Source organism: Asticcacaulis machinosus (assembly GCF_028550435.1).
Taxonomy (GTDB): Bacteria; Pseudomonadota; Alphaproteobacteria; order Caulobacterales; family Caulobacteraceae; genus Asticcacaulis; species Asticcacaulis machinosus.
The window spans coordinates 1,087,600-1,113,469 of sequence record NZ_JAQQKV010000001.1 but is presented as its reverse complement, the minus strand read 5'-3'; the positions used below and the strand labels follow the sequence as shown (position 1 = coordinate 1,113,469).

The window sequence follows — 25,870 nt, the reverse complement described above, 5'->3', positions numbered from 1 at the left end:
TATTCTAAACGCTGTAAGTGGCGGCACATTCTCGGTCACCATCCATTCCGATCAAGGTTCGCAATATACCAGCCGCGAGTGGCAGACTTTCCTGCGTCAGCACAATCTGGAAGCCAGCATGAGCCGCCGTGGCAACTGTCATGACAACGCCGTGGCCGAGAGCTTTTTCCAACTTCTGAAACGCGAATGGATCAGGCGCAAAACCTACGCCACCCGTGAAGCGGCAAGGCAGGACGTCTTCGAATATATCGAGATGTTCTACAACCCCAAGCGAAAGCACACCAACAATGGCATGTTGTCACCCATTGACTTCGAAGACAGACAACGCATTTTGAAGGCGCAAGGTGTCTAGCAATCTAGGGGCACCTCAAAACTATGAAGCCGCGCTAGGCTCAAGTTATAGCTTCAATCGCCCACTAAGGAATGGTATGCGGCCGGACGCAATAGATTGGGTTAATAATATAGTCCGCGAACTAAAGCCCTACACACCATCCGGTATTCGCGCAGGAAGACGCCAAATTAACGCTTACGTCCGTCAATTAGAGGCTCAAACAGGCCATCGCTGGACAGGTCGGGTAGATTATTACACACCTCCATCGAAGTGAACGCATATGACATTAAATGATCTCAAGGATGTCCTGGAGCTATATGGCTTCAGAAAAACCGGCAAGCAGTTCGTTAAATCGGACGTACATTACATAATTAAACTGGCGATGGATATTTTACCGTCTAGGCTTGTGCATAGAATAATGATTCATTTACATAGAACTGCTGATGATGAGTTTATGGCGGATTTTTCCCTTGATGAAATGTTTATAGAGGATAAATTATTTATAATCAATAGATTGCCTATTAAAGATAAAAATAACTTAGATTATACTTTGTTCCTTCGAAAATTTTCTGATGAGTATTTGCCCATTATGTCAAAGATGGGAACGAATGAGGGTGTTGCCACCCTATATCCTTCACATATTAAGGGCCGAGGGCTTATCACATGGAAATTGAGGGAAGAGTTGAAGAACTTTGATGGGTGGATCGGGATTAATCGTAGCCCATCTACACAATGCCATCATTGTTGGTAAATGTCGCCACAATGCTGTCTAGGTAAATGGATAGCCAGGTGACCTGGCTGGAGGGGCGCAACCTGTTCAGGATCCGCGATTTCGCTGTTGCTACAGGACTACTTAGAATCGGATTTTCTCGCCAGAGCAATATGTCCGCTAGTCGTATTTCGGGGGCTGCCGAATGTCCGGTAAAGGGATTTTGCCGTTAATCGCGAATGTCCGCTGTGGGGCGCGCAGCTGAATACGGTTCTAAGATGTCAAAACACTACGCAATTGATCAGCATGGGTGGCGGGGGGCATACCAAAAATGCGGGCATAGTCGCGGCTGAAGTGAGAGGGACTTGCGTAGCCTACGATAAAACCCGCGCTGGCGGCATCCTTAGCATCGCTGACCATGAGTCTCTGTGCTTCCTGCACCCGTAAAAGCGTGCGGAACTCAAGCGGGCTCATCAGTGTGACCGACTTGAAATGGGCATGAAAGGTGGAACGGCTCATGCCTGCGATATCAGCCGCCTGATCGATCGGGCAACTTTCCCGGAAGCGAGTTCGTATCCACACAATCGCACGGGCAATCTGGTTCATTCGGCTATCAGCCTGAGCCATCTTACGGATGAGGCTCCCGCTGCCACCGGTCAGCAGGCGATAAAGGATTTCACGTATAGCCAAAGGGGCCAGCACGGCGATATCCTGATGCGAGTCCAATAGTCCGATCAGCCTTACCATGGCATCCAGCAATTCGGGCGTTGTCCGGTTTAGCACCAACCCGCCGGAAACATTCTGGGCGGTGGGTATTGCAGGGTTCTGGATCACCAAATCACTTAAGACCGCCATGTTTAGGTCTATTTGCACGCACAGATAAGGCCGCTCTGTCGTAGCTTCAATGACTGACCCCATAACCGGCAGATCGACTGAGGCCACCAGGTAATTGGCAGGATCGTAAACAAAGGCTGTCGTCCCCAATACAGCCTGTTTGCGCCCCTGGGCAATCAGGCAAAGTGTGGGCTCGTAGACCACAGGCATAGGCATAGTCGGAGCGGATGACCGGATAAGCTTCACCCCCGGCAAAGGGCAGGCATGTATGCCGTCCTGCGGGATATGGCGGCTTAAGAGGTCTGTCAGGGTGGTAAGCTTATCCATGCGGTCCTATGCCATGCCTGTAGACCATCAGAAAGGATAATGCTGTCGCTTTCGGACAATCGTGCAAGCTATTCGGACAAATCGTCTACCGCTGATGCTGCGTCTGGGATCAATTGAAGGCCTGACAAACATTTGGCTGGAGTTACCCATAAATGTCATCCACTGCCCTTGATCACTATCGCTTGCTCGGACGATCGGGTCTGCGCGTATCCCCATTGACGCTTGGCACCATGACCTTCGGTTCTGACTGGGGGTGGGGTGCCGACGAAAATGAAGCCAGGCGTATATTTGATGCTTATGTCGAGCGCGGCGGCAATATTATAGATACCGCAGTAAACTACACCAATGGTACGTCGGAGCGTATTCTTGGCGGTCTTATCCGGGACAAGCGTGAGCGCATTGTCCTAGCCACCAAGTTCACTATGGCGCGTGATCCAGGTAATCCAAATTCCGGCGGCAATCACCGCCTTAACCTAGTCCGCTCGGTCGAGGCGAGTCTGCGCCAGCTTGAGACTGATCGCATTGACCTTTTGTATGTCCACGCATGGGATTTCACGACTACACCCGACGAGGTGATGCGCGGGCTTGATGATCTCATTCGGGCCGGAAAGGTTCTCTATGTAGGGATTTGCAATACACCGGCGTGGCGGATCGCGCAGATGCAGACCCTGGCGGACTTGCGCGGCTGGTCGCCTTTTGTGGCGCTTCAGATTGAGTACAGCCTCGTTGAGCGCACGGTCGAGCATGAACTGATGCCGATGGCGCAGGCGATGGGCCTTGGCGTTTTGCCGTGGTCGCCTCTGGGCGGCGGGATACTGACCGGAAAATACAGCCGCTCAGACCTGACGGACGACAATGCGTCGGAGGTATCTTCAGACCGCAAAGGCGTCATCGCCTCGATCGGCCATCTGAACGGGCGCGCTCTCGATATCGCCGATGTGGTGGGGGAGGTCGCCGCGGAGATCGGAGCTTCGCGGTCTCAGGTATCCCTTGCTTGGACCCTTCTCAATCCCGCTGTCATCTCTCCGGTTATTGGCGCGCGCACACTTAGTCAGGCCGAGGACAATTTCGGCGCTTTAGGCATTGTCTTAACCGATGAGCAGATTGAACGCCTGAATGCGGCCAGTGCGCCTGCACCCATATTCCCCGCCCGTTTTATATTGCGGCCCATGGCTCAGCAACTCATGTTCGGCGGCACGACGGTCGACGGTCGACGGTAAATCCTGAGCGTACGGGGATGAGAATTATCATGAGTAAATTCATCAAAATCGCAGGCCTTATTATGGGGCTTCTGATGGTCACCGGTGCCGTTAGCATGACTCTGCCGCCACAGCCGCCTACCCCAAACGACACGAAACAGAAAGAGGATAAGATGCAGCCGCACCCTTATATCGGCATGTGGGTCACAGGCGATGGACGCATCCGCCAGGAACTCCTGCCTAATGGCCGTTACGACGAGGCGCGCGGAGCCCGCAAAAGCGCCTATCAGGGCCGCTATGAAGTCAGCGGCAATCGCATCAACTACTGGGACGATACCGGCTTCACGGCTGATGGTATATTTGTGGACACCAACACGCTCGAACATGGCGGCATGGTGTTTTACCGCGAAAATTGACAATCCCGCCTCACAAAAAGGAATGATTACATGAAACTGACGATTACAATTTTCCGGTTGGCGGTTATGGCTTTTGTGGTGGCTGGCGCACCGATGTCTGCCCAGGCTGGAGGCAGCCCAATGGAACAGCGTAACGAAAAAGTCGTGCGCGATGCCTTTGAGACATGGGCAACCGAGGGTGGGAACGTGTTCAAAATTCTGGCACCCGATGTCAAATGGACCATACCGGGTTCAGGGCCGGTGGCGGGCACTTATCATGGCATCGACGATTTTATGGCCCGCGCCTCTGTGCCATTGGTGCAAAGGCTAGCTGGCCCGCTCAAGCCTAAGGTGCATCACATCTGGGCGGTCGATGATCGGGTCATCATCCGCTTTGACGGATCGGCAATGACGACTTCAGGTGCAACGTACACCAATCAATTTGTCTGGATATTCAAAATGGATGATGGTCAGGTTGTGGAAGCCGAAGCGTTCCTTGATCTGATCGCCTATCAGACCGTAGTTGATAACAACCCCGTCCGGGCACAGTAAGTTCAGCCACCTCTGCTCTCGGGCGGATATTACAGAACGACTATTATCTCAGTTTTTTTCCGAAATGGGCTTAGTAGGGCGCGGAATGGGCAGGAAGGCCACTTATAGCCTCCCTGCCTGTTCAAAAGGGCAGCGATTAAGTGAGCGCACCACCATCAACGTTGAGTATGGCTCCTGTGATTTGCTTAGCGGCAGGACTTGCCAGAAAGGCGACGGCTGCGGCCACATCTGCCGGCTCACCGAAGCGCCCCAGCGGTATCAGGGAGCGTTGCCAGTCTGCGAACTCTCCATTGTCGGGGTTCATATCAGTATTGGTAGATCCTGGTTGGACAAGATTCACAGTGATGCCACGGGGGCCAAGTTCGCGAGCAAGGCCGCGGTTGAAGGATTGCAGCGCAGATTTGGTCATATAGTAGACAGAGCCCGGTTCTCCGACGATCCGATCGGCTCCGGCCGAGCCAATCGAGATGATGCGGCCGCCTTCGGGCAGGTGAGGGATGGCCGCCTGGGCCGCAAGTATCGGGCCGCGGACATTGGTTTCGAACATCGAGTCGATTTCCTCAACCGATATATCGGCAATCAGATTGTAGTGCACAACAGCGGCATTGTTTACCAGAATATCGAGACCGCCCAGCGCGCGTACGGTGGCCTCAATAGAGCGTTTGACGGCCGCCGGGTCGCGGCTATCGGCCTGAATAGCTACGGCCTTTCGGCCTTTTGCCTCAATCGCCTTAACGACTTCGGCGGCGCGATCGGCCGAGCCCGCATAGGTGAGGGCGACGTCTGCCCCTTTTTCGGCCAATGCCAGGGCGATTGCGGCCCCTATGCCACGTGAGGCGCCGGTTACCAAGGCGCGTTTACCAATCAGTTCACTCATTTTCATACCTTTCTATATCGAACGACACATAATTAATTGGGGTGCGTGTGGGCGGCAGTCAACAATTTATATGCCGATCGATACAAAAATAGTGCTGCATTGAGAATGAACCGTCTCAGTGTTATGTATTAATCGATGCAAAAAGCCGAAACTCCGCCCCCCAACGATCAGCCGAACGATAAGGCCGCCTCACCTCGCGTGCGTGGACGCCCCCGCGCGTTCGACCGCGAGGCGGCTCTCTCGAAAGCTATGCGGCTGTTCTGGTGTAAGGGTTTTGCGGCAACCTCTATTTCTGATCTTACCGAGGATATGGGGATAGGTTCACCCAGTCTCTACGCCGCCTTCGGATCGAAAGAAGCGCTCTATGCCGAAGCGTTGCGTTATTATGTGGACAGCAATGATGCCTTTGCCTGGGGAGCGTTTCGCGCGGCGCCCACAGCTAGGGAGGCTGTTGAAGCGTATCTGACACTGCTGGCCAGTGCACTTACTGGAGAACTTTCGGATATGCCCCGCGGTTGTATGGTGACCCTGTCGGCGGTGGGCAGCGAAGGCTACCCAGAACTGGGCGAGAGGGTGCGGGAAGAGAGGTCAGTCGCCTACAATCGTTTGAAAGACCGCTTGGAGAAAGGCATCGCAGACGGCGACTTGCCGTTGAAGACCGACGCTAGGCCCCTGGCACGCTTTATTCAAACCATAGTGGCGGGTATGTCGATACTGGCCCGTGACGGTGCCAGCCGCGAGGACCTTGAGGGCGTCGTCCGCATGGCGTTTCTGGGGTGGGAGGGAGCCGTGAGAAACGCACAGGCCGATGTCAATGCGTCTGAAGTGACATTACGCACTTAACTGATTCACAGTCAGTCATAAATTTGGGGGACATCGATCCTTCGAATTCCATATGCCGTGATCAATCGATTTCGGACCGCAGCGAGTTGCCACATAGACATGAGCGCGAATTTGTCACAAATCGGCTACCGCACCTCCGACGCGGTTCAGGGTAGCCTATACAACTCCGCCCTTCGGGCATGGACTCCTGCCGCTACCAGAATGACCGGAATGCGCGCAAGGGCAAATTATAGCCCTCAAGAGATGTTCGCGCTCTTGGCTCCATTCTCGGTGCAAATCCCAGGTTAGTTCTCAGCGCAAATTAACCCTTCACTTTCTCATCATCCCGTAGCGTAAGGACATCAAAGCCGTGCTTTGTCACGGCGATTGTATGTTCCCACTGCGCTGAGAGCTTTCCGTCTTTTGTGACGACGGTCCATTCGTCATCGAGCGTAACGCCTTTCGCCGTACCTTGGTTTAACATCGGTTCAATCGTAAACGTCATCCCTTCTATGAGCGTTTCACCGCGAGCCTTTTGTCCAAAATGCATGATCTGAGGGGCTTCATGCATCTCGCGGCCGATTCCGTGTCCACAAAAATCACGAACTACTGCGTAGCCATGTGCCTTGGCATGTTTTTCTATAGCGTGACCAATATCTCCTAGATACGCACCTGGCCGAACCTGTCGTATACCTTTCCACATAGCGTCATACGTTACGCGCACAAGTCGTCTGGCGGCGACCGATACATTGCCGATCAGATAGGTTTTGCTTGAATCCGATATAAAGCCATCATTCTCAAGTGTGATGTCCAGATTGACTATATCACCGTCCCTGAGGATCTTACTTTCCGATGGAACTCCATGACAAATGACCTCATTGACCGAGCTGTTGAGAGCAAAAGCGTACCCATATTGCCCTTTGCTAGCTGGTCGCGATTTAAGGTCCTCCGTGATAAACCGATCTACAAGATCATTTACAGCCATCGTGGACATGCCCATCAATTGAACTTTGTCCAGCATATGGAATACTGAGGCCAGAAGACGACCAGCATGAGCCATTTTTTTCAGCTCATCTTCTGACTTAATCATAGAGTCCCCATATAGTTTTTTGCATCGAGGCCAGCTTCTGCAAACTGTTGCCGCATTATTTGATTAAATGACAAGCTCGGGTTCGATTCCGCTATCATGCCGATTTTCATCCAAAATTCCGCCTGTGCATTAATTGACCGGCACATAATCCTACCAGCCTTGCGCACCTCTTCATGTAGCTCGTCGTCTATATTCACTATACCCATGTGCCATTCCTTTATGAAATATATACATACCATGTATATTTCATGTGCTTTCCCGTCTGGCAAGGGGACTCGTTCAATTTGCCATCTTTGTGAATATGGACGATTTGCGCGCCCGGTGGGTCGATAAGCTTGGGCACGAGGCGCTGTCCAACCTTGAAGCCAGTCTTGAGCGACTTGTCGGACTATCATCCATCGATCTTGACGCGCCGGGATCGCTTCTGGGTGATGCCGGACAAAACGGTGACGGGTAACCTGTTTGCTAGATTTGGCAGCCATCGCCAAAGATTGCGGACCCGGCTACCAGTGTTACCCGCAACTAGGCTAATTGCCCTCGAACTACACCTCCAATTAGTCACTTGCGCACTGGGGCGTAGAAAAACTAATTCTGCTCACTGGAAAAAACCATCCGTTACCGGTATGATTTTGACAAGGCCGTACGTGCGGCCCCGGGGCGTCGAAACCCCACACATAGCTGATCGGCGCCGGTCATTCCGGTGCAAGCCTCCTTGACTCATGGTCGGGGAGCCTATGGCGTATGCAATAGGCCCCGGCTAAAGGCCATAGGGACTGTGCTATGTGCGGTTTTCGAACTCCCCGATCTCCAGGATCGAAGGAGGCTTCTTCAGGCGGGGACGTACCGCTCTTGGAAGCCCCAAGGGAACACCGATGCTCACCGAACCCCAATCCCTTGACATTCATGTCGGCATGAAATTGCGGGCACGCCGCCTCGAACTACAGATGTCGGAGGAATGGCTGGCTAGCATGTTCGAGCAGCCGTTGAGCGTCATTGAAGATTGGGAAAATGGCAAAACCCATCTTGATGACTCGATCCTTGCGCGGCTGGCGGAACTTCTGGATGTTCCCGATGGGTATTTCTCTGAGCCTTTGAATTCGGACGGCGGGCTAGGCCAGGCCCTTTGGGTGCGGCCAGTGGACCAATGGTTTGCAAACAGTCTTTATCCTTACGAGCGCCAGTTTGTAGCCGTCGCCCGGCGGATGACCCGGGATGCCGAGGCGGCTCAGGAACTGGTTCACGACGCCTACGCTCAGATTTTATCCGGCGAGAAGTGGCGATCTATCGTCAGCGCACGTGCTTACATGATGACGGTATTGGTCAGTCTGAGTGTCGATCGTTTGCGGCGGGCCAGGATTGTGCCGTTCATTGCCTGGTCTAAGGCAAATGACGCAGCCCTGAGGGACATGTCGCCGGATGCTTTAACCATCCTCGCGGGCAAGGAGGAGTATGCCATTACTTTGGACGCCCTCAACAGTCTACCCCACAAGTGCCGTGAGGTGGTAAGGCTGCGGCGGTTGGAGGATAAGAGCCCTCAGCAGATCGCCCGCCAACTCGGGATCAGTCTCAAGACCGTGGAAGGGCATTTGACCCGGGCTAACCTTCATTTGGCAAGGGTTCGTCAGCAATTGGACGATCCCGGGTCGCGTCCAAAGAAAAAGCGGCGCCCCTTTTTGGGGGCCAAATAGACCTGACCCTACCGTTGCTGTAAGAGAGAGGCGGGACCTAGGGTCCGCATCGCCCGGGATTGTTGCGAACATGCCCACTGAGAAACCCAATGTGGATGAATTACTTGAGGTCGCCGCAGACTGGCATGCCCGTCTGGAGTCGGGTGCCGCCACACGCGAGGCGTTTGAAGCGTGGCGTCAAGCCGATCCGCGTCATGCGGCGGCCTTTGCCCGGATCCATGCCCTTAGTCAGTCGTGGGCGCGATTGAAACATACGCCCTCAGAGGGGCAGGCGATTAGCCTCAATCGGCGTCAAGTGATGGTCGCCGCAGGCGGCGGGGGCGTTGCGGCCTTGGCTGTGGCTGGTGGTTACGGATGGTTGAGATCGAACACGGCGACTGCCGAGACTGCGGCCGGCGAGCGCCGGTTAATCAGGCTGCAGGGTGGCACCAGTCTGCATCTCAATACCCGGACAAGCGTAAGTTGGCAGGTATCGGGCGGCGAACCTCATCTGACCCTAAAGCGGGGTGAAATTTCTGTGGTCGTACCAAGAGGAAGCCCGTCCGCACGTCTATTGGTCTCTGAAAGCCGGGTCACTGTGACGGAGGGGACTTTAAATGCGCGCATGGATGAGGGGGAGGTCGTGTCGATTCAAATGGTTCGGGGGCGAGGCGAGATGGCTACGAATGGTGAGGGCCGGGTCAAGCTTTCAGGCGGGCAGGGCGTTGACCTGGTTCCCGGAGGACTGCAACCGCACGCCCTCAGCGATCATGACGCCGCGGTCATTGATGGCTGGCAAAAGGGGGAACTGGTTTTTGAAGGCGCAACCCTCGATCAGGTTGTCAAAGAATATAACCGCTATCTGGATAAGCCTATCCTCATCACGGCTCCAGAGCTTGGTACGCTCCGGATAGGTGGCCGGTTTCAGGCCGCGGACCCGTCTCAGCTTTTCCGCTCGTTAGAACTCACCCATGGCATCCGGCACCAGCGGGACCCTGACGGAACCCTCCGGCTGGTAAAAGGGACACCAGCTAATTGAGGCCGGCTCCAGACTAAAGGTGGCCGCCCGGTTGGTAAATCGATGTAAGAATTGATCCGGTTCAATCCCAAATGCGTTCTTTCCCAATTTCCAAAAATAGTTTCGAGGGTTTTTCCCCGGCCGTTCGCCTTACCTCTCGCACGTCACACAAGTGACACATAGGCAAGGGGATATTTATGACCACCATTCATCGACAGATGTGGCGCCGGCGGGCGTCTGTGCTCGCGCTCATCGCGGGTTTTAGTCTTTACCTAACGGCCCCGGCGTGGGCGCAGTCAGAGCTTCAGACCTTTGACATCCCCAAGTCCAACCTGGCTCAGGCCTTAAACCAGTATGCGGCCCAGGCAAATTTGCAAATCTTTTACCCCTACGCAGCCGTCGCCGAGGTCGAGGTTCAGGGACTTCAAGGGGCCTTTTCGGCAGACGAGGCATTGAATCGGTTGATTGCCCGCACCCGTCTGGAGGTTGTTGAGCGGACACCGACCTCGATTACACTTGGGATTGCCTCCTCGGCCGTCGCGCAGGCTTCGGGTGCGGCTGATCCTCTTACTGAGGTTATTGTTACCGGAACCTATGTGCGCAATGCTATACCGGCGGCTCCGGTGCGCAGCGTCTCCCGAACTGACATCGAGGCTTCTGGCTATTCCCAGATCGGTGATATTGTCCGCGCCCTGCCCGAAAACTTCTCGGGCGGGATCAATCCTGGCGTGATTGCGGCCACGGGTGGGGGGATCGGCAATGGCAACGTCACCAATGCCTCGAGTTTCAATCTGAGAGGCGTCGGCAGCGATGCCACCCTGGTGCTGCTCAATGGCCACCGCCTCAATGCCGACAGCTATTTTCAGGCGGCGGACATATCGGGCATACCGCTGTCGGCGGTTCAGCGGATTGAGGTGATGACTGATGGAGGTTCGGCGCTATATGGCGCGGACGCGGTTGCCGGTGTCGCCAATATCATTACCCGGCGCAATTTCGATGGTGTCGAACTGCAGGCGACCTTAGGCACCACCACCCAAGGCGGCGGCTCAGAGCAGGGGTACAGCTTTTTGGCCGGACGGTCGGGTGCGCGGGGGTATGGCCTGATCAATATCGAATATGCCCGTCAGGATGAGATAACAACCGCAGACCGACAGTTCACATCGCAAGTTCCCGGCGAAAACTACCTGATCCAGCCGCAGGAGCGGTCAAGCCTGTTTGTTAGTCTTGGCCATCAACTCACGGATCGCATCAGCGTATCTTTCGATGGGCTTTATAGCGCACGCGACGTACGCAATGTCTCCAAGATCACCCCCACCAGTGCCCTTTACCGGTATGATACCTATACGCCGGCCTATAATGGTGCGCTGACCCTCGACGTTGTTCTCTGGTCGGATTGGGAAGCGCGGGTGACGGCGGTGAGTTCGGCCAGCCGTAACAGTTCGTGGACACGGACCCCCACATCTCTGTCTCGGTCACTATACAGGAACGATCTGCAATATATCGAGGCCAGTGCCAATGGCACCTTGCTCAGCACACCGGCGGGGGCGGTGAAACTGGCGATAGGGGCGGGCTATCGTGACGAAGGATTCCGTCGCGGATTGTCCGGGGCCGCCAACCGCATGAGCGTGTCGCGCAGCTTGTCCTATGGTTTTGCGGAGCTCATAGTCCCGTTAATCGAGCCCTCGGATAGGCGGGTCGGCCTGAACGCGCTTGAGTTGAGTGTATCGGCCCGCACTGAAGACTATGATGTTTTTGGGCAGGCCACCAAACCCAAGGTCGGTCTACGATATGTGCCGGTACCCCAACTGACCCTTCGCGGCACCTGGGGTGAATCGTTCAAAGCGCCTTCCTTCAATCAGATGTACTCAGATTCCCTTCTCTATGTCTGGTCCGCTGCCGCCATAGGCGGGACGGGGCCGGGTACGGCGCTGATGACCTGGGGTGGTAATCCTGGGCTCAAGCCCGAAACATCTAAATCGTGGACGCTGGGCGCCGACGTCATGCCGGACTTCATCTCCGGTTCAAAATGGTCGCTAACCTATTTTAATATTGATTACGAAGACCGGGTCGTGCAGCCACTGACCAACTACTCCGCAGGTCTGAGCGATCCGATCTATGCGCCCTTTGTCGTCAATAGTCCGAGCGAAGTGTTAATGGCCGACTTAGTGGCTCAGGCCGATCAAATCTACAACTATTCCGGCGCGCCGTTTGACCCGGCTAACGTGATCGCCGCGCTTGAAAACCGCTATATCAACGCCACGGCTCAGACGGTACGCGGCCTTGACCTGTCGTACCGCCAGCGTTTCAGCGTCAACGGCGGCGACTTGCAGGCCTTTTTCAACGGGACGTTTGTGCGTCTTGAGCAAAAAAGCATTCCGACCGCCCCGAATATCATATTGTCTGGCACGATCTTCAACACACCCGACTACAAGGTGAGGACGGGGCTCACCTGGCAAGGACGGCGACTCAATGTGACAGGGTTGCTCAATTATGTGTCTGAACAGCTTGATACGGGCGTAAGCCCGGCGGTGAAGATCGACCATTGGGCAACATTGGATAGCACGGTAACTTATGAGGTGCCGGGCTATGGCGACTTGGACGGGGTTAGGGTGTCTCTGTCAGTTACCAATTTGTTTGACCGCGATCCCCCCAAAACGCTTAGCCCGACCTATTTTCCGATACATTTCGACAGCACCAACAGCTCGATTATCGGTCGGGCGGTCAGGCTGTCCCTGACTAAGCGCTGGTAAGATGGCGCTTGTTGCACCATTGGCCGGGGTGCTGCTCGCTATGAGCGGGGCCACGGCCGAGGCCAATCGGTGCGCCGATCTTATGCCCGAGCGCGGGCCTGAGCTTTCCGTGGCTAATACGGTCTCGCCTCAGATGCTGGTCAGGCTGCGAGATATAGGGCCGAACTGGAGCCATAGTCCTGATCTGGATGTTTTGTCGCTGTCACCTGACCGCCGCAAGGTCGCCTTCCAGATCCGGCGAGTCGATGCGGCGATACAGGGCTATTGTCTGGGCATGATTGTGCTTGATCTCCATACCGGAGACACGGTCGTAGTTGATATGGGCGGTACCCTGATCCGTCGGCGGGACGATGTCTTTGGCTTGGCCGCTCAGGAAACCGGCTTTCCGGACCTTATCACGCCCCAATGGTCACCAGACGGAAAATGGATCGCCTATCTCCGTCAGGATGACGGGCCGGTCCAGGTCTGGCGGGCTCGGGTTGACGGCGGGGCTTCCGAAATGGTGACGCAATCGGCGTTCGACATCGAGGCGTTTACATGGGCGGCTGACGGGCGAGCTCTTGTGTATCAGGGGCGGCCAGATCTGACAGTTCAGCGCGCGCGGATCAAAGCCGAGGGCGAGGCCGGCTACCGGTTCGATGAGCGGGCTTGGCCCCTTGTGGGGCCGACACCTCAACCCAATTTACCCGTCGAGGCTAGGTCTTTTCGGGTGGAAGTGGGGCGGGAGGCGGCTGGAAAAGTTGAACCGGTGCCCTCAGGTGAGATTATGGTCAGAATACCTGAAGGGGCCATACTTGTGAGCCGACATGAGGGTGGGGCCGTGGCTGTGAGCCGTCAGGCGTCGTCCGGTCATCTGTTTTCACCCACGCACCTGACCGTTCAGTTTGGCGATGGGACTGAGGTCAGGTGTCAGTCAGAAATATGCCACAATGCCAGACGGTTGATATGGAGCCCGGACGGTGCGGCGTTATACTTTCTCCGCTACGAAGGGCCGGCGCAAAGCCAGACTTCGCTCTATCGCTGGCGGCCATGTACCGGCCATATCGAGCGAATACTGCGCACCGAAGATGCTTTAATGGGGTGTGTGGCCGCCGTGTCGGCCCTAATCTGTGCCCATGAGGCCGCAACCCAGCCGCGCGAGATTGTATCTGTCGATGTTAACGACGGCGCAGTGAGGCAGCTGTTTGACCCCAATCCCGAATTCCGAAAAACGCGGTTTGGGACGGTCCGGCGGCTTCACTGGCAAAACCGGTTTGGCCTTGAGGCCTTTGCTGATCTTGTCCTGCCGCCGGGCGATGTTGGGCGAGGGCCGCTGCCTTTGATTGTCGTGCAGTATGACTCACGAGGCTTCTTGAGGGGTGGGACGGGCGACGAATATCCGGTTCATGCGTTTGCCGAGCAGGGCTATGCCGTCCTCAGCTTTAACAAGCCGGGCAGCTATGCCAGGTTCAAAGGCGCACGCAATCTTACTGAATTGAACGCTCTCGACAAAGCGCAGTGGCGGGACCGCGAGAGTATCGATGACGCCCTGGCAAAGGTTATCCGGGACCTAATTGATCAGGGTATAGTCGACCCGACGCGGATCGGCATCACTGGCCTGAGCGATGGCGCATCAACAGCCAGATATGCTTTGATAAATTCAGGTTTGTTCTCGGTCGCGGCCATCAGCACCTGCTGTGAAGAGGCAGTGACCGTCAATGCGTTGAACCAGGCGCGGGTCAAGCAATGGCTCAATGACATGGGCTACCCCGAGCTGACCGCCGAGGATCAGACCTATTGGCGCCGACTATCGCTGGCGCGCAATGCTCGCCGCATAGATACCCCTCTGCTTATGCAGATTTCAGATCGGGAGTATTTGGGGGCGTTGGAGAGCTATGCATCATTGAATGAGTTGAAAAAACCGGTAGATCTATATGTTTTTCCGAATGAATTTCATTTCAAATGGCAGCCATCCCATCGTCTGGCTATATACCGGCGCAGCCTGGCCTGGTTTGATTTTTGGCTAAGGGGTCTGGAGGCGCCGACGGTCGAGGGCGATCCGCAGATTGCGCATTGGCAGCAGTTGAAAGCGAGAATGATCAGGCCTTCGGCCGAGCCGGATCGGTCGTCCACTGAACAACAGGTTTTCCCGAAAAAATCGGGGAAACTAATAAAATAAACTACAACAGTGCGTCCAAGGTGAGGCGTTACCGCGCCCGGCAATGCCCTCTTTTCATCAGGCGCAGTAGTATATTCGTTCGTTGCTTTCTATGCCCCAGAACAGGTGATTCCCCGAAGGGTTAAAAACCACGATGGTAATAGGGTTTTAACTTATCACGCCCACTTTCAGCATAGGTTACAATCGATTCCATAAAAGTTTGCGGGGCGTAAACACGATGACTACTTTCCTGACGGACCTGAAAGTCCTCAAAAAAATCGGGCTGGTCTTGGCCGCCATTATCATCACAAGTTTGGCCGTCAGTGTGACGGTCTGGGTCGTACAGGGGAAGCTTGAAAAGTCGGCCGCGATGACAACACATACCTACGAGGTCATGGGCAGGCTTGCTGATATTCAGGAGGCCATGGTCAATCAGGAAACCGGTGTCCGCGGCTACCTAGTATCTGCGGACACAGCCTTCCTTGAGCCTAAACTTGCCGGTGAAAAAGATGTCCTCACCGCCATAGCTGCCGTCCGTGAACTCACCGCCGACAACGCCGCCCAACAGGAACGCCTGAACGAAGTTGAAGCGCTGGTGAAGACTTGGGAAAATGATGTGGCGGCTAAGGAACTGGCCTTGATGAGCGATCCCGCCACGTATGAACAGGCACGCGCGCTTGAAGCCTCCGGTGCCGGCAAAGCCTCCATGGATGGCCTGCGGGCAAAAATCACTCAGATGGCAGAGGCGGAGTCAAGCCTACTGGTTGCCCGCACAGAGGTCGCTCAGAATGACCGAAACTTTATACGCCTGGTAACTGTCGTCGGCGGGATAATCATCGTGGCCATTTCGGCAATCTCTCTGATGATATTAAACGGTGTGCTCGTCAAACCTTTGGCTGACCTAACCAGAGCGATGCAGGACATCTCGCGCGGCGTCGCCAATATCACCGTGCCCGGTACGCAGCGCAAGGATGAACTGGGCGATATGTCACGGGCTTTTGAGGCCAATGCGGATCGTATAGCCCGCTTGGCTGTCGAACAGACCGAGGGCGAGGCGCGTCAGGTCCTTGAGCGTCGCCAAGGCATGCTCGATCTGGCCGATCAGTTTGAGCGCAATGTCGGCGGCATCGTCGAACTGGTCTCATCTGCCGCCACCGAAATGCAGGCCACCGCGAGCCAGCTTACGGCCACGGCTCAGGAAACCTCGGCCCAGGCCCAGACTGTATCGGCCGCGGCGGAAGAAGCCAGCACCAATGTGTCATCCGTAGCGTCATCAGCCGAAGAATTAGGAGCCTCAGTGGCTGAGATCAGCCGTCAGGTGGAGCGCTCGGCCGCCAAATCCAAGGCGGCTGTAAGCGAAGCTGAGTCGACAGCGGTCATCGTGGCAGAACTGAGCGAAGCCGCGACGCGCATTAATGATATAGTGTCAATGATTTCCGGTATTGCGAGTCAGACCAATCTGTTGGCGCTCAATGCCACCATCGAATCGGCACGAGCGGGTGAGGCGGGCAAGGGTTTCGCCGTCGTAGCTTCCGAAGTTAAGCAACTGGCCTCTCAGACGGGTAAGGCGACCGAGGAGATTACGCATCAGATTGCGGCCATTCAGTCCACCACAGCCAGGGCCGTCAAGGCCATCAGCGACATAACGACGTCGATTTCCGAAATCGATGAAACGGCAAGCATTATTGCTGCGGCGGTCGATCAGCAAAGTGCTGCCACCCACGAAATCGTTTCCTCGGTCTATCAGGCCTCAAGCGGTACGACCGAAGTCACCTCCAACATAGTCGGCGTCGCCCGGGCGGCTGACGAGACGGGATCTGGTGCGACCCAGGTCCTTTCGGCTTCCGGGGAATTGGCGCAGCAAGCGGCGAACCTTCGGACCGAATTGCAAACCTTCCTGGCCACGGTTCGCGCCGCTTAACAAAAAAGAAAGTTGGTGTAGACCGGCGCTATGCCGGTCTGCACTCGCCCAATGTATGGGGCAGCAACTGGATGATCATTGAAAAACAAGCCCATCAGGATCGAAACTATTGGTCTCAATGGTTTTTTTCGGAAGCGAGCGATTTCAGTAACCAGTCATAGGCGCCCCGTGTGAAGAGGCGCATGTCGTCTGGCGCACGCATTTGCCCGCTTAAAAAAACGCTATAGATCAACCGTGCCGAAACGCCAGCTTCATTGCTACCTATTTGAAATTCATCATCTATAAGTTCGGCAATATAGGCTTCGCGCAAGCGGTCGATGTCCTCAACGGCTTGCGCGATCTCGGCCTCCTTCAGACTGGCCGCACGCAAAGCCCGTTCGAACCGATGATCGACCGTTTGCGCCAAAGCCCTCAGGGCCAGGGCCCTTGATCCTGCCGTTTTGTCGACCTGCGTGATAATGGCATCCGTAGCCTCAGTGCGCCACGTCTCAAGCAATGCCTGCCGCAAGGCCTTAACGTCTTCAAAGTGATGATAAAATGAACCCCGCGTGCGCTTGGCATCCCTGCAAAGCGTTTCAAGCGTAATCTGGCCTTCGCGCACGATTAGGGCACGAGCAAAAGTGATCCAATCTTCTTTACTCAGTCGTTTCAAAATGGACGTCACCTTTCGTGGGGTAAACGCAGCAGATTATGACAGGAAGACCAACGCGGAAACGAGCGGGAGCGGGTAAAAGACAAGCTTATCTTCGAGCTTGAAACCACTGCACCATACATCATTGCCGTTGTGTCCACTTCCGCTAAACTTGGGTCCGGGATATATTTAAAGCGCTGATATAGGACGGCAATGGACAGGAGCGCCATAGCTGCCCAGGCAAAAAACGGTCGCCTAGGAATTCTCAGATCTGTCCGAGCCGTACGGGACGCACAAACTCACAATGACACCAGCCCCGGGTAAACACACCCGCGGACAGCCACCAAATATTGAGGGCTGAAGTTGTCTCACTCCTAAATGGCATGGCCAGTAAAACCAAGTGCCGCTGCGACAAAGAACAATACCCACTGCGGTAGTCGCCAAGGAAATAACCCAAACCGTAAAGCAAGCAGCAGGTTCAGCCCGCCGCACGCGAAGGCAAAAAGGCTAATCAGTAGCCCCAAATTGCCGTCCGCGTAGGCGGCCAGAGCGAATAAAGCCGCCATAAATCCCAACATCAGGCTCACAAGATGCCAGCAAAAGTAAAGTCCCACCCTTACTGGCAGGCGTAATTCCGTTTGGACAAACAACGGTCGTACATAAACAGCGCCGCCCTTCAGAATGTGCAGAAGGCACATGAAGATCATCCAGGCTGACGCCACGGCATAGGAAATGTTGATCGTTTCTATAGTTAAAAATACCATACAATATGGTATGGTCTAGGAGGGCAAGGTGTCAACTCTATTTCCGCCAATAGTCATGAGTAAGACGTCGTTTGAGGCTGTACGCGCGATCCTCCAATGGCATCGTCGGCGTGAGGGAGCGGCTCTCATTGGCGTGTCGTGAACGCATATGAGATGGTCTTAAGCGGCTAAGTCATTGATTTAGAAAGAAAGGGCTTGTCTAGCTCCAGTGCGCTGCCCAGGCCTCGGCTTCCAGCAAACTGAGACACCGCAACTGATCGGCTGCGGCTATGGGCTGTCGACCTTCGAGGATTGCGCGCACCAAACCGCCATCAATCACGCCGTTTCCGGCCAGATATCCGCGGGACAGGATATCAGAAGCCTCCCGACGCCCAGCCATGAGAACCTCATTGGCAAGGCTACGGGGGCCGCCTTTCGAGCGGCGCTTGATAATGGCGTCCGGTAGGGCGCCAGCAAAGGCGGCTCTGACCGGGGCGCGATTGAGTCCACCCGCGCACCCGAACCAGGATGGAATAGCGAGGCTGACCTCCATAACCGGCTGGGCGAGCAGAGGGTTCAATTGGTCGAGGGTCTGGTGCTCAAAGCCGTCAAGCAGCAGCTGGGCGCGCACGATCAAGCCGACATGAACGGCCTTTCCGGGTAGAGTGCCCTCTGGTGCTTCCAGCCACGGATGCCATTGCTTCGGTGGCACAGGCCTGAAGTTTGGCGCGAGAAAGCGGTCACTGACGGGCCATTGATACCCCTGATCGGTACGGAAATGGCGCCTCACGGCTGCGGCAATGACGTCACCATAACTTGCCCGGGTTAACTGGCAAATGTCCTCCAGCGTATGCCACAACCCAGGTGTCAGGCCCTGGCACCTGAAGCGGTCGACGAGCGGTGTCGCGGAGGGTGAATAGCCGAACACATTGTCACCGCCGATGCCGCCGATCAGGGCCTTAATCCCGTGCACGGCGGCGAGCTGGCGTTTGTGGCTGCTGTTGGGCTGACTGAAGGCGTAGCCGATAGGGCGTGGCAGATGTTTTGAGACTGACTGCCGGATATCGACGGCCTTATAGTCATAAATGATCTCATCAAGTTCCAGGCTGAGGTGATGGGCGACTTCGCGGGCATAGGGCCGTTCATCGCCCTCACTATCACGTGTGGCAAAGGTCACCGCGCGTGGCTTGAGGCCTTGGTCATGTAGGGCGGCGGCGATCACCGAGGAATCAAGGCCGCCGGACAGGCTGAGCAGGAACTTGTCATAACCTGAAGCGAGCGCTCCAACGGATGACTGGATGGCGACTTTTAACCGCTCTGCCTGATCCAGAAAGGTGGTAGTATGCCCTCTCACCATAAACGGATAGGGGCTCCAGAAGGGCATGTGGGTACGCGACATGCCTCTGGATTGAAGGCAAACCCCCGGCAGCAATTCCTTGATGCCGCAGAGGCCGGTATGTTCTGAGCGCAGATCCTGATGGTATAGCTGGGTTGCCAAATAATCATAGTCAATGGAAGGGGCGATGCCCGCAAACCTCAACAGATCGCGAACGTCGCTGGCGACGACCAATCCGTCTGGCCCTCCGCCATAAAGGCAAGGCAATGCGCCTGACGGATCCCGTGCGACGTCGAGCCTGTCGCCCTGGCTAAGGATGGCGATATAGCTGCCCCAGGCCGCTGTCGCCAAGGCGACAACGCCGTCACGTCGAAGGGATGAGATCAGTGTCGGTGGTGGGCTTTGGATTTCGGTGGCGGACGGTGGCGGGCTGAACAGGCGTCCAATGATGGCCCCATGCCCATCGGGCAGGGCAATGACCGGCGTGTCGGGGGCCGTCAGCACTGTCGCGGTGCCAAGCGAGCGGTGCTGCCAGGGCACTATGTCGGTATCGGCCAGAGCCAGGGTTCGCGCGGCAAAGTCTTGGGTATTCGGTTGAATGAGCATGAAGCGGACCGGCATCTCAGATCACCAGAATCGGTGTATAGGGCTTCACATTGTCGAGGCTGTCATTGAGGACGAGGTGGCGGTGTTGGACCCAGGCATGGGCCGCAAACGGTTTGGTCTGAACCGCGAGAATAAGGTGGCAGTCCAGGCGGTGCGTGAGCAGCAGGTCGGCGAGGGCGAACGACCACCAAAGGCAGCGATCCTGCGTCGCGCGCAGGCGGCGGGTAAGGTTGTAGGCCCGAACTAGCCTGATCAGTCGCTCGCCCCCGGTGGCAGACAATCCGCCTTGACGGGATCGTTTTTTCTGTTGCAGGTAGCTGATCGCCTGATGCAGCGAGGCATGGCGCAGACGCCAGGACGTCTGACTTTGGACGACGAGCGATAAGCCGATCTGGCCGACATCGGCGGGTGATAGGCGACGATTTTTTAATCCCTGGTCACTCAAACTGATGTCAGGGGCCTCATAAAACACCGGGCCCGGTCGCTCAGGGCGGGCGGCCTCTACGAGCAAACCGTTCGAGACGAGCCTCGACACGTTATCATCGGGGTTATCACCCTTGAGGTAGCGGTAAAAACTATGACCCATGTCCGGCGAGGTGCCGATATAGCGGTCGCGGCGCAGATCAAGGAAGATCACCTGTTCGCCGTCAAGGCAGAAGCTGACATCCGGAGCGAGGGCGTACATGGCGGCGCCTTACGTGAAGGAGAACACAGAATGGGCGGCGTATCTCTTCGCCGCCCATGGTCTCAGTCTGTTACCAGGCCCTCGATGGGCTGCTGGCCGCCCCCCACATCATCCGGGCGCCCGGGCTGGCTGCCGCGGGTCTCGTGGCTGGCCCGGCCAAGGTCGGTCAGGGGATCTTCGAAGGTATCGGCCATATCGGTATGGGTGTTCATCATTCTGTCCTTTCCAGTGGGCTATGAGAATTCATAGCGTTTCCAGCTTAGGACGGTTCCGCGGTGGTAATCCTGGAATCAGCACATGGTTTGAAGATCGTAATCAGAGGATCATCTGTCGGAGAAAAGTTTTAGCGTGGCGCGCGGCAACGGCTTACGCTCCCGGATGATGAGTTGCGGTGTGGACACAGCGTACGAGGGCGGGAACCATCTTCAGGCGCTTCTTGTGGTAGACCGACAAAGCGCGACGCAGAGCGATCAGGTCGCCGTTCGACCACAAGGTGAGCAGATGTCTGATTTCAGTCTTTCGGTTGGGAATGAGGCCGTTCTTAAGCCAACGGACGACATGCAGACGGTCATTCAGGCCCGCCACGGCCCGGACGGCTTCACGATTGTCCGCGCTGTCGGCAACGGCCAGAAACAGCCATTCACTCGCAGCGACGATCTCTGCATCAGTTGTCAACTCGAACTCGGGCACACGCCCAGGCTTTACCATGGCTTGCCGGTTCAGCGCCTCTTTCAGGGCGAAGTCGAGCGTGGCTCCGGCAAAGAGATAGGTATCGTGCAATCCTGGTTCGGTGAGGTGGGGCATATAGAAGCCTTCATTGGCATGGGCTTCGACCAGGCCTTCGCCGACCATGCGCTGCAGCGCCATGCGAATGGGTGATCCACTGGTGTGGACCTGCATTTCAAGGAGACCGACATCGATATGGGCACCCGGCGCGAACGCGCCGGTCAGCAGACTGGATTTGATTTTATGATAGACACGGTCACGCGTCAGATACGCCTTGCTCACGAAAATCCCCTCTCTGGACAAGACGGGACGTTCGATCGGCGGTATCAACGCGCAGGGGTCAACTGTCCCGAATTTCCATTCGACAAAATCCAGTTGCTTTGGGTGAGGGCTGTGCCGCGCCGGTTCGCAACCAGTAATTGCGAAGTTGGCGGTAAAGTATTACGTCATGCAACAAACAATTTTGTGACATGATTGTCATATGATCAAATCTCAAGTCCCCGATCACGCTTGGGATGCCAGGCGATTTGCCCGGTGCGTGACAGGGTCGCGCCAACCTCCTGACCCAGACGGCGCTCAATCGATGGCGACCAGGGCACGAGCCGGAAGCCGAGGCCCTCGTCAATGAGGGCGTAACGGCCAGAGGCCAGGTTGAGACGCCGGCGATAGGTGCCCCTAATCTCATCTCCCGGCACCTCTGGTCGGTAGGTCTGGCCGCTGTCCCGGGATAGGGTTTCGGCGGTTGTCTGGAGTTCGCGGTGGGTCAGAGTGGCAATGAGGTTTGCCCGAATGCGAATCTTGCCTTCAATTCTTTCCGCGAGGCCCATGGCAATCAGTTTATCGACGCGTTGTCTCTGGGCGTCATGAACCTCGGCGCCAAAGCCGTGGCTGGACAGCGCCAAGGGTGTTGCCGCCACAAGCGTTCGGTCTAGCCATGTGGCCCCTTCGGCCGCGATCTGAGTGGTGAGGTTTAGGTCGCTGCGCACCACAATCCCGGCCTCGCCGGTGCGGGCGTGAAATTCTGGAGTGGTCTCGACAATGGCGCCTGGTCGGGCTCCCGCCAATCCCTCCGGATCCCGGATACGGACATGATGGACGAGGCCGTCGGTGGCGTCGATAATGGCAAAGCCTGTGCCCTCGAGTTCATCGTCAAGGCCGAAATCAAGCAGGCGGCCGCACACGCGCCCGGTCCCCCGACTGTCAAGGTCAAGGTAAAGCTCGTGGGCGTCTCGGCTTTGGCCAGCCAAAGCCAGGCCCTTATGGAGGCGTTTGATGATGTCATAGCGCTCGCCCATGGCCGTCAAGGTGGCGGCGGTCTGGTTCGACAGCAGCCATTGGCCGGGCGCGACCTGGTTGGCTAGGCCGAAGGCTTCAAGCTGCCGCATCCTGGCCATCTTGTGGGTGTGATCACCTGACGGCTTGGCTGGCGAGGGTGGGGCAAGGTCGATGAGGCCATGACGCTCACCCTCACGGATCAATTGCCGGTCGATATTGGTCAGGCGCTCAGCGGTGATCTGGCGGCGCAACTGCTGTTCGATCTCGTGGGCTGATTTCGGCCCCAGTTCATTTTCGACGAGGTCCTGGGCGCGACCACGAAGGCCCGAGGTAATGTAGGCGCGCGAGATCACCAGATCTTCGCCCAGATCGGTGGTGCCGCGCAGAATAATATGGAGGTGAGGGTGAGCCGTATTCCAATGGGCGATGCCGACCCAGTCCAGCCGGGTGTTAAGATCGCTGGCGGCCTGAGCCATAAGGTCGCGGGCAAATCTCTTGAGGTCGGACAGTTCGGCCGCATCTTCCGGCGAAATAATAAAGCGGAAATGGTGGCGGTCGCTTGCGCAGCGCTCGGCGAAGGCCTTTGCAAGTTCACGGACGTTCTCGGGCGTGGCCTCCGGCCCAAACAGGGTGGCTGTGCTTTGATCCCGGGTGACGCCTTCGCGCTGTAAATATCTCAGGTGGGCGGCAAGGCCCCCCGCGCGCTTTCCCTGCCTGACAATTCGGGCCTTGACGAGCACCCGTCTGTGGGCGTTCATCAGCTTGCGATTAGCACTCACGCCTCGGCGGCCGCCTCGGCCCACATGTGCGCGGTTCTTGGGTGCGCCCGTCCGGGTAACCTGTCCGCCAGCCTTGCGGGTGGCGGCGAGTATCTGATGGAGGGCGGGTCTGAGGCGCTGACGCCCGCGCGATCTTATGGTACCGGGTCTGATAGTGAAGTGGTCTTCATCTGTCATGATGGAACCTTGCGATAAGATGTTGGTTTGTATGTCAAAAAAACTAAATCAAATGTGGCGCGATCTGTGTGCACTTTGCGGTGGTCGCCGTTAAGGGGTTGAATTCGCTCAAATATCTCCAGCCTAACCCCGCCCGCACCTTGCCGTTTTTATCTTGCCATCTTCACTCATCCTAAAAATCCACTGAATTTGATCTCTTTCTTGGATTAAGGGTGGTGGCTTCCGTTGACGATACTGGTTGGCGGAAAGAGACCCGCACGGTCTGGTGACGGCAATGGGACGGGATCCTCGGGCGCTTCGGTTTCGGAGTCGTCGGCCGCTTTTACCGTACGCTGACGCTGCGAATGCGGCTTCGGCTCTGGTTCTGGTGTCGGGAACAGGCTTGACCGTGACCAGTTGTCGCTAATGTTCTGATCCGGATCGGCTTTTAACCTTGTGTTTGAGATGCCGGTTAAACTTGCGATCTGGTCGACATAGAGGCGGGTTTCGGGCGGCAGGTGTCTAACCCCGAGCAGGTACTGATCATAGCGGTGGGGCCCTGCATTGTAGGCGGCAAACGCGCCGGGGACGCCGTAAAGGTCAAAGAGTTCGCGCAGATAGGCGGTGCCGGCCAGTATGTTGGTGCGCGGTTCGGCGATATCATTGGGCAGGCGGTAGCGATGGCGGATTTCGGCAAAGGTTTCGGGCATAAGCTGCATTAAACCGACAGCGCCCTTGGCCGAGCGTGCGTCAGGGCGCCCATCGCTTTCGATCCTGATGACCGCCTCGATCCAGGCACGGTGCACGCCAAAACGCTGGGCGGCGGCGTGGATTTCGGCAGCATAGGTCTGCGCGGTGGCGGGCGGGGCCTCAAGCCCGTTAATGGCCATTATGAGGCTCAAGAGGTAACACGGTCTGGGCATGGGTCAATCCAATCCACTGGCTTTGGGGGTACGCGTCCAGTGCAGGTTCCAGCCTTTTTTGTCGTACGGATTTTGAAACAGACTGGCACGCAGGGGCGCGGGCAGGGCGGGATCATCGAGCCACAGGGCGAGGAATTCTCCAGCCTTGTCGCTGACGCGCTTGTAGGCGGCACCGATTTCCGGGCCGTCAGCATCGCCGGCATGGATGCGGTAATCGGGCTGTTGGGGATGGTCGCTGGTCGGGGCGGGGACGAGTACGAGGTGAACGTCGATAGTCAGGGTCCGCAGACGCCCGCTGTAGAGGCCGCGCAGGCGGGTGAACTGTCCAATCTGGGTCATGGTCTGGCCCGCCCGGGTACGTGTGGATTGCCTGGGTCAGCGACAGAGTTGCGTTCGGATGGCGATGGGAATTCGGCGCCGTCTTGGGCGGACGGGTGATCGGTTTCGACGATAAGGGGGCGCACAACACCCAGCACATAGGATGACGATACCGGTCCAAAATAGCGTCCATCAAAACTGTCAGGCATGGCAGGGCTGATAAGCAAAACTTGGCCGGTGCGCAGACGGCGGCAACCCTGCCATTGGGGCAGGGGACGGTTATAGCGATCGGTGAGCTTGGCGACGGCCACGGGCGCGCCGTTGACAAAGACGGTCTTGTGGTGACGGCAGATGTCGTCACCGGCAATGGCTGCTACAGGCTTGATCAGCGGGATATCTGTGGGCAGGTACCGGCGCGCATCGGCCAGTTGGGCAATCGCCTCCGGAAGGCGGACAAGCAGCAGATCGTAGCGCCTTGGCCGACCGTTCGGATCATTGGTGTAAAGCCCGCGCGCTACACTGGCGCTGGGATTAAAGATCAGGCGCGGCACCGGTGAGAGGCTCGCTGAGAGGCCGATGAGGACAATGGCGCCGGTCGCTAAGGCCGCTATCTGCAGAGCTTGCGACGGTCCGGATTTCGCTTTAGTGTCGGCTGGAGAGTGGGACTGCTCTGGCGTCGTGCGTGCTGGAGCGTTGCGGCCCGAGAGGCCTTTTAACCGACACCAGACAGCCACAGGGCGGTAGCGGCGGGGAGACGGGGCCATCAGGTGTCTCCAGATGTAGTGCGATTCAGAGGGTTGACCGGGCCCGTCGGTGCCCCAATGCTGTGTAGGCGTTCGCCGCGGGTATGGGTACGACTGCCTGATCGTGCCCATGCCTGGAGATCGGCCATGTCGTAGACCACTCTTCCGCCGAGTTTGATATAGACGGGACCGGTGCCGTAGCAGCGATGTTTTTCGAGTGTGCGGTCGGACAGGCCGAGATAACGGGCGGCTTCCGGGGTTCTCAGGAGGCGGTCTTTGGGAATGGGGGGGAGGGGCGCAGCCATGGTCGGAGCCTTTCT

At 56.7% G+C, this 25,870-nt stretch carries 27 protein-coding genes and 1 pseudogene; 13 read left to right on the top strand and 15 right to left on the bottom strand.

The genetic code is table 11. The features are described 5' to 3' along the window. Window positions 1–34 precede the first annotated feature (34 nt). The 3 genes and pseudogenes from PQU98_RS05340 to PQU98_RS05335 all read left to right on the top strand — a co-directional run. Window positions 35–352: pseudogene (locus tag PQU98_RS05340) on the top strand (IS3 family transposase); the annotation flags it as partial. After that, the gene (locus PQU98_RS17040) at window positions 345–605 is read left to right on the top strand and encodes a hypothetical protein (protein ID WP_368408139.1); all 261 of its coding nucleotides are present in this window, start codon (window positions 345–347) and stop codon (window positions 603–605) included. The pseudogene PQU98_RS05340 and the gene PQU98_RS17040, both read left to right, overlap by 8 nt. Window positions 606–611: 6 nt before the next feature. After that, window positions 612–1,082 (top strand): hypothetical protein, encoded by a 471-nt coding sequence (locus tag PQU98_RS05335; protein WP_272743857.1) that lies wholly within the window; start codon window positions 612–614, stop codon window positions 1,080–1,082. A gap of 231 nt (window positions 1,083–1,313) precedes the next feature. Here PQU98_RS05335 and PQU98_RS05330 read toward each other — a convergent pair whose 3' ends face one another. Further along, window positions 1,314–2,201 carry an AraC family transcriptional regulator gene (locus PQU98_RS05330; protein WP_272743856.1) on the bottom strand — a complete coding sequence of 296 codons (888 nt, stop codon included), beginning with the start codon at window positions 2,199–2,201 and terminating at the stop codon, window positions 1,314–1,316. Window positions 2,202–2,353: 152 nt separating this feature from the next. On the opposite strand from PQU98_RS05330, the gene PQU98_RS05325 reads away from it, so the two are divergent. Genes PQU98_RS05325 through PQU98_RS05315 form a run of 3 tightly spaced genes read left to right on the top strand, consistent with a single transcriptional unit; the run spans window position 2,354 to window position 4,347 of the window. Next, entirely contained in the window at window positions 2,354–3,421 is a 1,068-nt protein-coding gene (locus PQU98_RS05325; protein ID WP_272743855.1) for an aldo/keto reductase, read from the top strand. A 29-nt stretch (window positions 3,422–3,450) separates the two neighbouring features. Further along, window positions 3,451–3,816 (top strand): Atu4866 domain-containing protein, encoded by a 366-nt coding sequence (locus PQU98_RS05320; RefSeq protein WP_272743854.1) that lies wholly within the window; start codon window positions 3,451–3,453, stop codon window positions 3,814–3,816. A 30-nt stretch (window positions 3,817–3,846) separates the two neighbouring features. Further along, window positions 3,847–4,347 (top strand): nuclear transport factor 2 family protein, encoded by a 501-nt coding sequence (locus PQU98_RS05315; RefSeq protein WP_272743853.1) that lies wholly within the window; start codon window positions 3,847–3,849, stop codon window positions 4,345–4,347. A 136-nt stretch (window positions 4,348–4,483) separates the two neighbouring features. Here the strand turns inward: PQU98_RS05315 and PQU98_RS05310 are convergent, their stop codons facing one another. Next, window positions 4,484–5,224: an SDR family NAD(P)-dependent oxidoreductase gene (locus tag PQU98_RS05310; protein WP_272743852.1), complete on the bottom strand. Its 741-nt coding sequence runs from the start codon at window positions 5,222–5,224 to the stop codon at window positions 4,484–4,486. A gap of 135 nt (window positions 5,225–5,359) precedes the next feature. Between PQU98_RS05310 and PQU98_RS05305 the strand changes: the two genes are divergently transcribed. Next, the gene (locus PQU98_RS05305; RefSeq protein ID WP_272743851.1) at window positions 5,360–6,067 is read left to right on the top strand and encodes a TetR/AcrR family transcriptional regulator; all 708 of its coding nucleotides are present in this window, start codon (window positions 5,360–5,362) and stop codon (window positions 6,065–6,067) included. Window positions 6,068–6,368: 301 nt separating this feature from the next. On the opposite strand, the gene map is transcribed toward PQU98_RS05305, so the two are convergent. Together map and PQU98_RS05295 are read right to left on the bottom strand one after the other, a co-directional pair. Further along, window positions 6,369–7,136, bottom strand: a complete 768-nt coding sequence (gene map / locus PQU98_RS05300) for a type I methionyl aminopeptidase (protein ID WP_272743850.1) — start codon at window positions 7,134–7,136, stop codon at window positions 6,369–6,371. Next, complete coding sequence (locus PQU98_RS05295) at window positions 7,133–7,342, bottom strand: ParD-like family protein (protein ID WP_272743849.1); 210 nt, start codon at window positions 7,340–7,342, stop codon at window positions 7,133–7,135. The genes map and PQU98_RS05295 overlap by 4 nt, the downstream gene beginning before the upstream one ends. 95 nt (window positions 7,343–7,437) lie before the next feature. On the opposite strand from PQU98_RS05295, the gene PQU98_RS05290 reads away from it, so the two are divergent. From PQU98_RS05290 to PQU98_RS05265, 6 genes are all read left to right on the top strand, one after another. After that, complete coding sequence (locus PQU98_RS05290; RefSeq protein ID WP_272743848.1) at window positions 7,438–7,593, top strand: hypothetical protein; 156 nt, start codon at window positions 7,438–7,440, stop codon at window positions 7,591–7,593. A 415-nt stretch (window positions 7,594–8,008) separates the two neighbouring features. Further along, the gene (locus PQU98_RS05285; RefSeq protein ID WP_272743847.1) at window positions 8,009–8,824 is read left to right on the top strand and encodes a sigma-70 family RNA polymerase sigma factor; all 816 of its coding nucleotides are present in this window, start codon (window positions 8,009–8,011) and stop codon (window positions 8,822–8,824) included. A gap of 91 nt (window positions 8,825–8,915) precedes the next feature. Next, a complete protein-coding gene (locus PQU98_RS05280; RefSeq protein ID WP_272743846.1) occupies window positions 8,916–9,842 on the top strand; it encodes a FecR family protein in 927 nt (308 codons plus the stop codon). Between the two features lie 176 nt (window positions 9,843–10,018). After that, the gene (locus PQU98_RS05275) at window positions 10,019–12,571 is read left to right on the top strand and encodes a TonB-dependent receptor (protein ID WP_272743845.1); all 2,553 of its coding nucleotides are present in this window, start codon (window positions 10,019–10,021) and stop codon (window positions 12,569–12,571) included. A gap of 1 nt (window position 12,572) precedes the next feature. Next, complete coding sequence (locus tag PQU98_RS05270; protein ID WP_272743844.1) at window positions 12,573–14,729, top strand: Atxe2 family lasso peptide isopeptidase; 2,157 nt, start codon at window positions 12,573–12,575, stop codon at window positions 14,727–14,729. Window positions 14,730–14,946: 217 nt separating this feature from the next. Further along, a complete protein-coding gene (locus tag PQU98_RS05265) occupies window positions 14,947–16,629 on the top strand; it encodes a methyl-accepting chemotaxis protein (RefSeq protein WP_272743843.1) in 1,683 nt (560 codons plus the stop codon). A 115-nt stretch (window positions 16,630–16,744) separates the two neighbouring features. Here PQU98_RS05265 and PQU98_RS05260 read toward each other — a convergent pair whose 3' ends face one another. The 11 genes from PQU98_RS05260 to PQU98_RS05210 all read right to left on the bottom strand — a co-directional run bounded on the left by PQU98_RS05260 (window position 16,745) and on the right by PQU98_RS05210 (window position 25,855). Then, window positions 16,745–17,281 carry a TetR/AcrR family transcriptional regulator gene (locus PQU98_RS05260; RefSeq protein ID WP_272743842.1) on the bottom strand — a complete coding sequence of 179 codons (537 nt, stop codon included), beginning with the start codon at window positions 17,279–17,281 and terminating at the stop codon, window positions 16,745–16,747. Window positions 17,282–17,634: 353 nt separating this feature from the next. Continuing rightward, the gene (locus PQU98_RS05255) at window positions 17,635–18,024 is read right to left on the bottom strand and encodes a hypothetical protein (protein WP_272743841.1); all 390 of its coding nucleotides are present in this window, start codon (window positions 18,022–18,024) and stop codon (window positions 17,635–17,637) included. A gap of 199 nt (window positions 18,025–18,223) precedes the next feature. After that, window positions 18,224–19,945 (bottom strand): asparagine synthase-related protein, encoded by a 1,722-nt coding sequence (locus tag PQU98_RS05250; RefSeq protein WP_272743840.1) that lies wholly within the window; start codon window positions 19,943–19,945, stop codon window positions 18,224–18,226. Between the two features lie 16 nt (window positions 19,946–19,961). Then, window positions 19,962–20,630, bottom strand: coding sequence for a lasso peptide biosynthesis B2 protein (locus tag PQU98_RS05245; protein WP_272743839.1), 669 nt, complete (start codon window positions 20,628–20,630; stop codon window positions 19,962–19,964). Window positions 20,631–20,692: 62 nt separating this feature from the next. Continuing rightward, window positions 20,693–20,845, bottom strand: a complete 153-nt coding sequence (locus PQU98_RS05240; protein WP_272743838.1) for a benenodin family lasso peptide — start codon at window positions 20,843–20,845, stop codon at window positions 20,693–20,695. 151 nt (window positions 20,846–20,996) lie between these two features. Beyond that, window positions 20,997–21,638: a GntR family transcriptional regulator gene (locus tag PQU98_RS05235; protein ID WP_272743837.1), complete on the bottom strand. Its 642-nt coding sequence runs from the start codon at window positions 21,636–21,638 to the stop codon at window positions 20,997–20,999. Between the two features lie 203 nt (window positions 21,639–21,841). Further along, a complete protein-coding gene (locus PQU98_RS05230) occupies window positions 21,842–23,587 on the bottom strand; it encodes a relaxase/mobilization nuclease domain-containing protein (RefSeq protein ID WP_272743836.1) in 1,746 nt (581 codons plus the stop codon). A gap of 206 nt (window positions 23,588–23,793) precedes the next feature. Further along, entirely contained in the window at window positions 23,794–24,489 is a 696-nt protein-coding gene (locus PQU98_RS05225; RefSeq protein ID WP_272743835.1) for a lytic transglycosylase domain-containing protein, read from the bottom strand. Window positions 24,490–24,492: 3 nt separating this feature from the next. Further along, window positions 24,493–24,828 carry a DUF736 domain-containing protein gene (locus PQU98_RS05220; RefSeq protein ID WP_272743834.1) on the bottom strand — a complete coding sequence of 112 codons (336 nt, stop codon included), beginning with the start codon at window positions 24,826–24,828 and terminating at the stop codon, window positions 24,493–24,495. Continuing rightward, a complete protein-coding gene (locus PQU98_RS05215; protein ID WP_272743833.1) occupies window positions 24,825–25,571 on the bottom strand; it encodes a S26 family signal peptidase in 747 nt (248 codons plus the stop codon). The genes PQU98_RS05220 and PQU98_RS05215 overlap by 4 nt, the downstream gene beginning before the upstream one ends. Continuing rightward, a complete protein-coding gene (locus PQU98_RS05210) occupies window positions 25,571–25,855 on the bottom strand; it encodes a helix-turn-helix transcriptional regulator (protein ID WP_272743831.1) in 285 nt (94 codons plus the stop codon). Before PQU98_RS05210 ends, PQU98_RS05215 begins: the two co-directional genes overlap by 1 nt. Window positions 25,856–25,870: the final 15 nt, after the last annotated feature.

What these genes read in the sequence shown, in the direction of transcription:
- map (WP_272743850.1), bottom strand. Translation starts at nt 7,136, where the DNA reads ATGATTAAGTCAGAAGATGAGCTGAAAAAAATGGCTCATGCTGGTCGT.
- PQU98_RS05325 (WP_272743855.1), top strand. Translation starts at nt 2,354, where the DNA reads ATGTCATCCACTGCCCTTGATCACTATCGCTTGCTCGGACGATCGGGT.
- PQU98_RS05210 (WP_272743831.1), bottom strand. Translation starts at nt 25,855, where the DNA reads ATGGCTGCGCCCCTCCCCCCCATTCCCAAAGACCGCCTCCTGAGAACC.
- PQU98_RS05275 (WP_272743845.1), top strand. Translation starts at nt 10,019, where the DNA reads ATGACCACCATTCATCGACAGATGTGGCGCCGGCGGGCGTCTGTGCTC.
- PQU98_RS05335 (WP_272743857.1), top strand. Translation starts at nt 612, where the DNA reads ATGACATTAAATGATCTCAAGGATGTCCTGGAGCTATATGGCTTCAGA.
- PQU98_RS05330 (WP_272743856.1), bottom strand. Translation starts at nt 2,201, where the DNA reads ATGGATAAGCTTACCACCCTGACAGACCTCTTAAGCCGCCATATCCCG.
- PQU98_RS05295 (WP_272743849.1), bottom strand. Translation starts at nt 7,342, where the DNA reads ATGGGTATAGTGAATATAGACGACGAGCTACATGAAGAGGTGCGCAAG.
- PQU98_RS05310 (WP_272743852.1), bottom strand. Translation starts at nt 5,224, where the DNA reads ATGAGTGAACTGATTGGTAAACGCGCCTTGGTAACCGGCGCCTCACGT.
- PQU98_RS05220 (WP_272743834.1), bottom strand. Translation starts at nt 24,828, where the DNA reads ATGACCCAGATTGGACAGTTCACCCGCCTGCGCGGCCTCTACAGCGGG.
- PQU98_RS05240 (WP_272743838.1), bottom strand. Translation starts at nt 20,845, where the DNA reads ATGATGAACACCCATACCGATATGGCCGATACCTTCGAAGATCCCCTG.
- PQU98_RS05265 (WP_272743843.1), top strand. Translation starts at nt 14,947, where the DNA reads ATGACTACTTTCCTGACGGACCTGAAAGTCCTCAAAAAAATCGGGCTG.
- PQU98_RS05255 (WP_272743841.1), bottom strand. Translation starts at nt 18,024, where the DNA reads ATGGTATTTTTAACTATAGAAACGATCAACATTTCCTATGCCGTGGCG.
- PQU98_RS05245 (WP_272743839.1), bottom strand. Translation starts at nt 20,630, where the DNA reads ATGTACGCCCTCGCTCCGGATGTCAGCTTCTGCCTTGACGGCGAACAG.
- PQU98_RS05270 (WP_272743844.1), top strand. Translation starts at nt 12,573, where the DNA reads ATGGCGCTTGTTGCACCATTGGCCGGGGTGCTGCTCGCTATGAGCGGG.
- PQU98_RS05230 (WP_272743836.1), bottom strand. Translation starts at nt 23,587, where the DNA reads ATGACAGATGAAGACCACTTCACTATCAGACCCGGTACCATAAGATCG.
- PQU98_RS05215 (WP_272743833.1), bottom strand. Translation starts at nt 25,571, where the DNA reads ATGGCCCCGTCTCCCCGCCGCTACCGCCCTGTGGCTGTCTGGTGTCGG.
- PQU98_RS05250 (WP_272743840.1), bottom strand. Translation starts at nt 19,945, where the DNA reads ATGCTCATTCAACCGAATACCCAAGACTTTGCCGCGCGAACCCTGGCT.
- PQU98_RS05290 (WP_272743848.1), top strand. Translation starts at nt 7,438, where the DNA reads ATGGACGATTTGCGCGCCCGGTGGGTCGATAAGCTTGGGCACGAGGCG.
- PQU98_RS05285 (WP_272743847.1), top strand. Translation starts at nt 8,009, where the DNA reads ATGCTCACCGAACCCCAATCCCTTGACATTCATGTCGGCATGAAATTG.
- PQU98_RS05315 (WP_272743853.1), top strand. Translation starts at nt 3,847, where the DNA reads ATGAAACTGACGATTACAATTTTCCGGTTGGCGGTTATGGCTTTTGTG.
- PQU98_RS05225 (WP_272743835.1), bottom strand. Translation starts at nt 24,489, where the DNA reads ATGCCCAGACCGTGTTACCTCTTGAGCCTCATAATGGCCATTAACGGG.
- PQU98_RS05320 (WP_272743854.1), top strand. Translation starts at nt 3,451, where the DNA reads ATGAGTAAATTCATCAAAATCGCAGGCCTTATTATGGGGCTTCTGATG.
- PQU98_RS05305 (WP_272743851.1), top strand. Translation starts at nt 5,360, where the DNA reads ATGCAAAAAGCCGAAACTCCGCCCCCCAACGATCAGCCGAACGATAAG.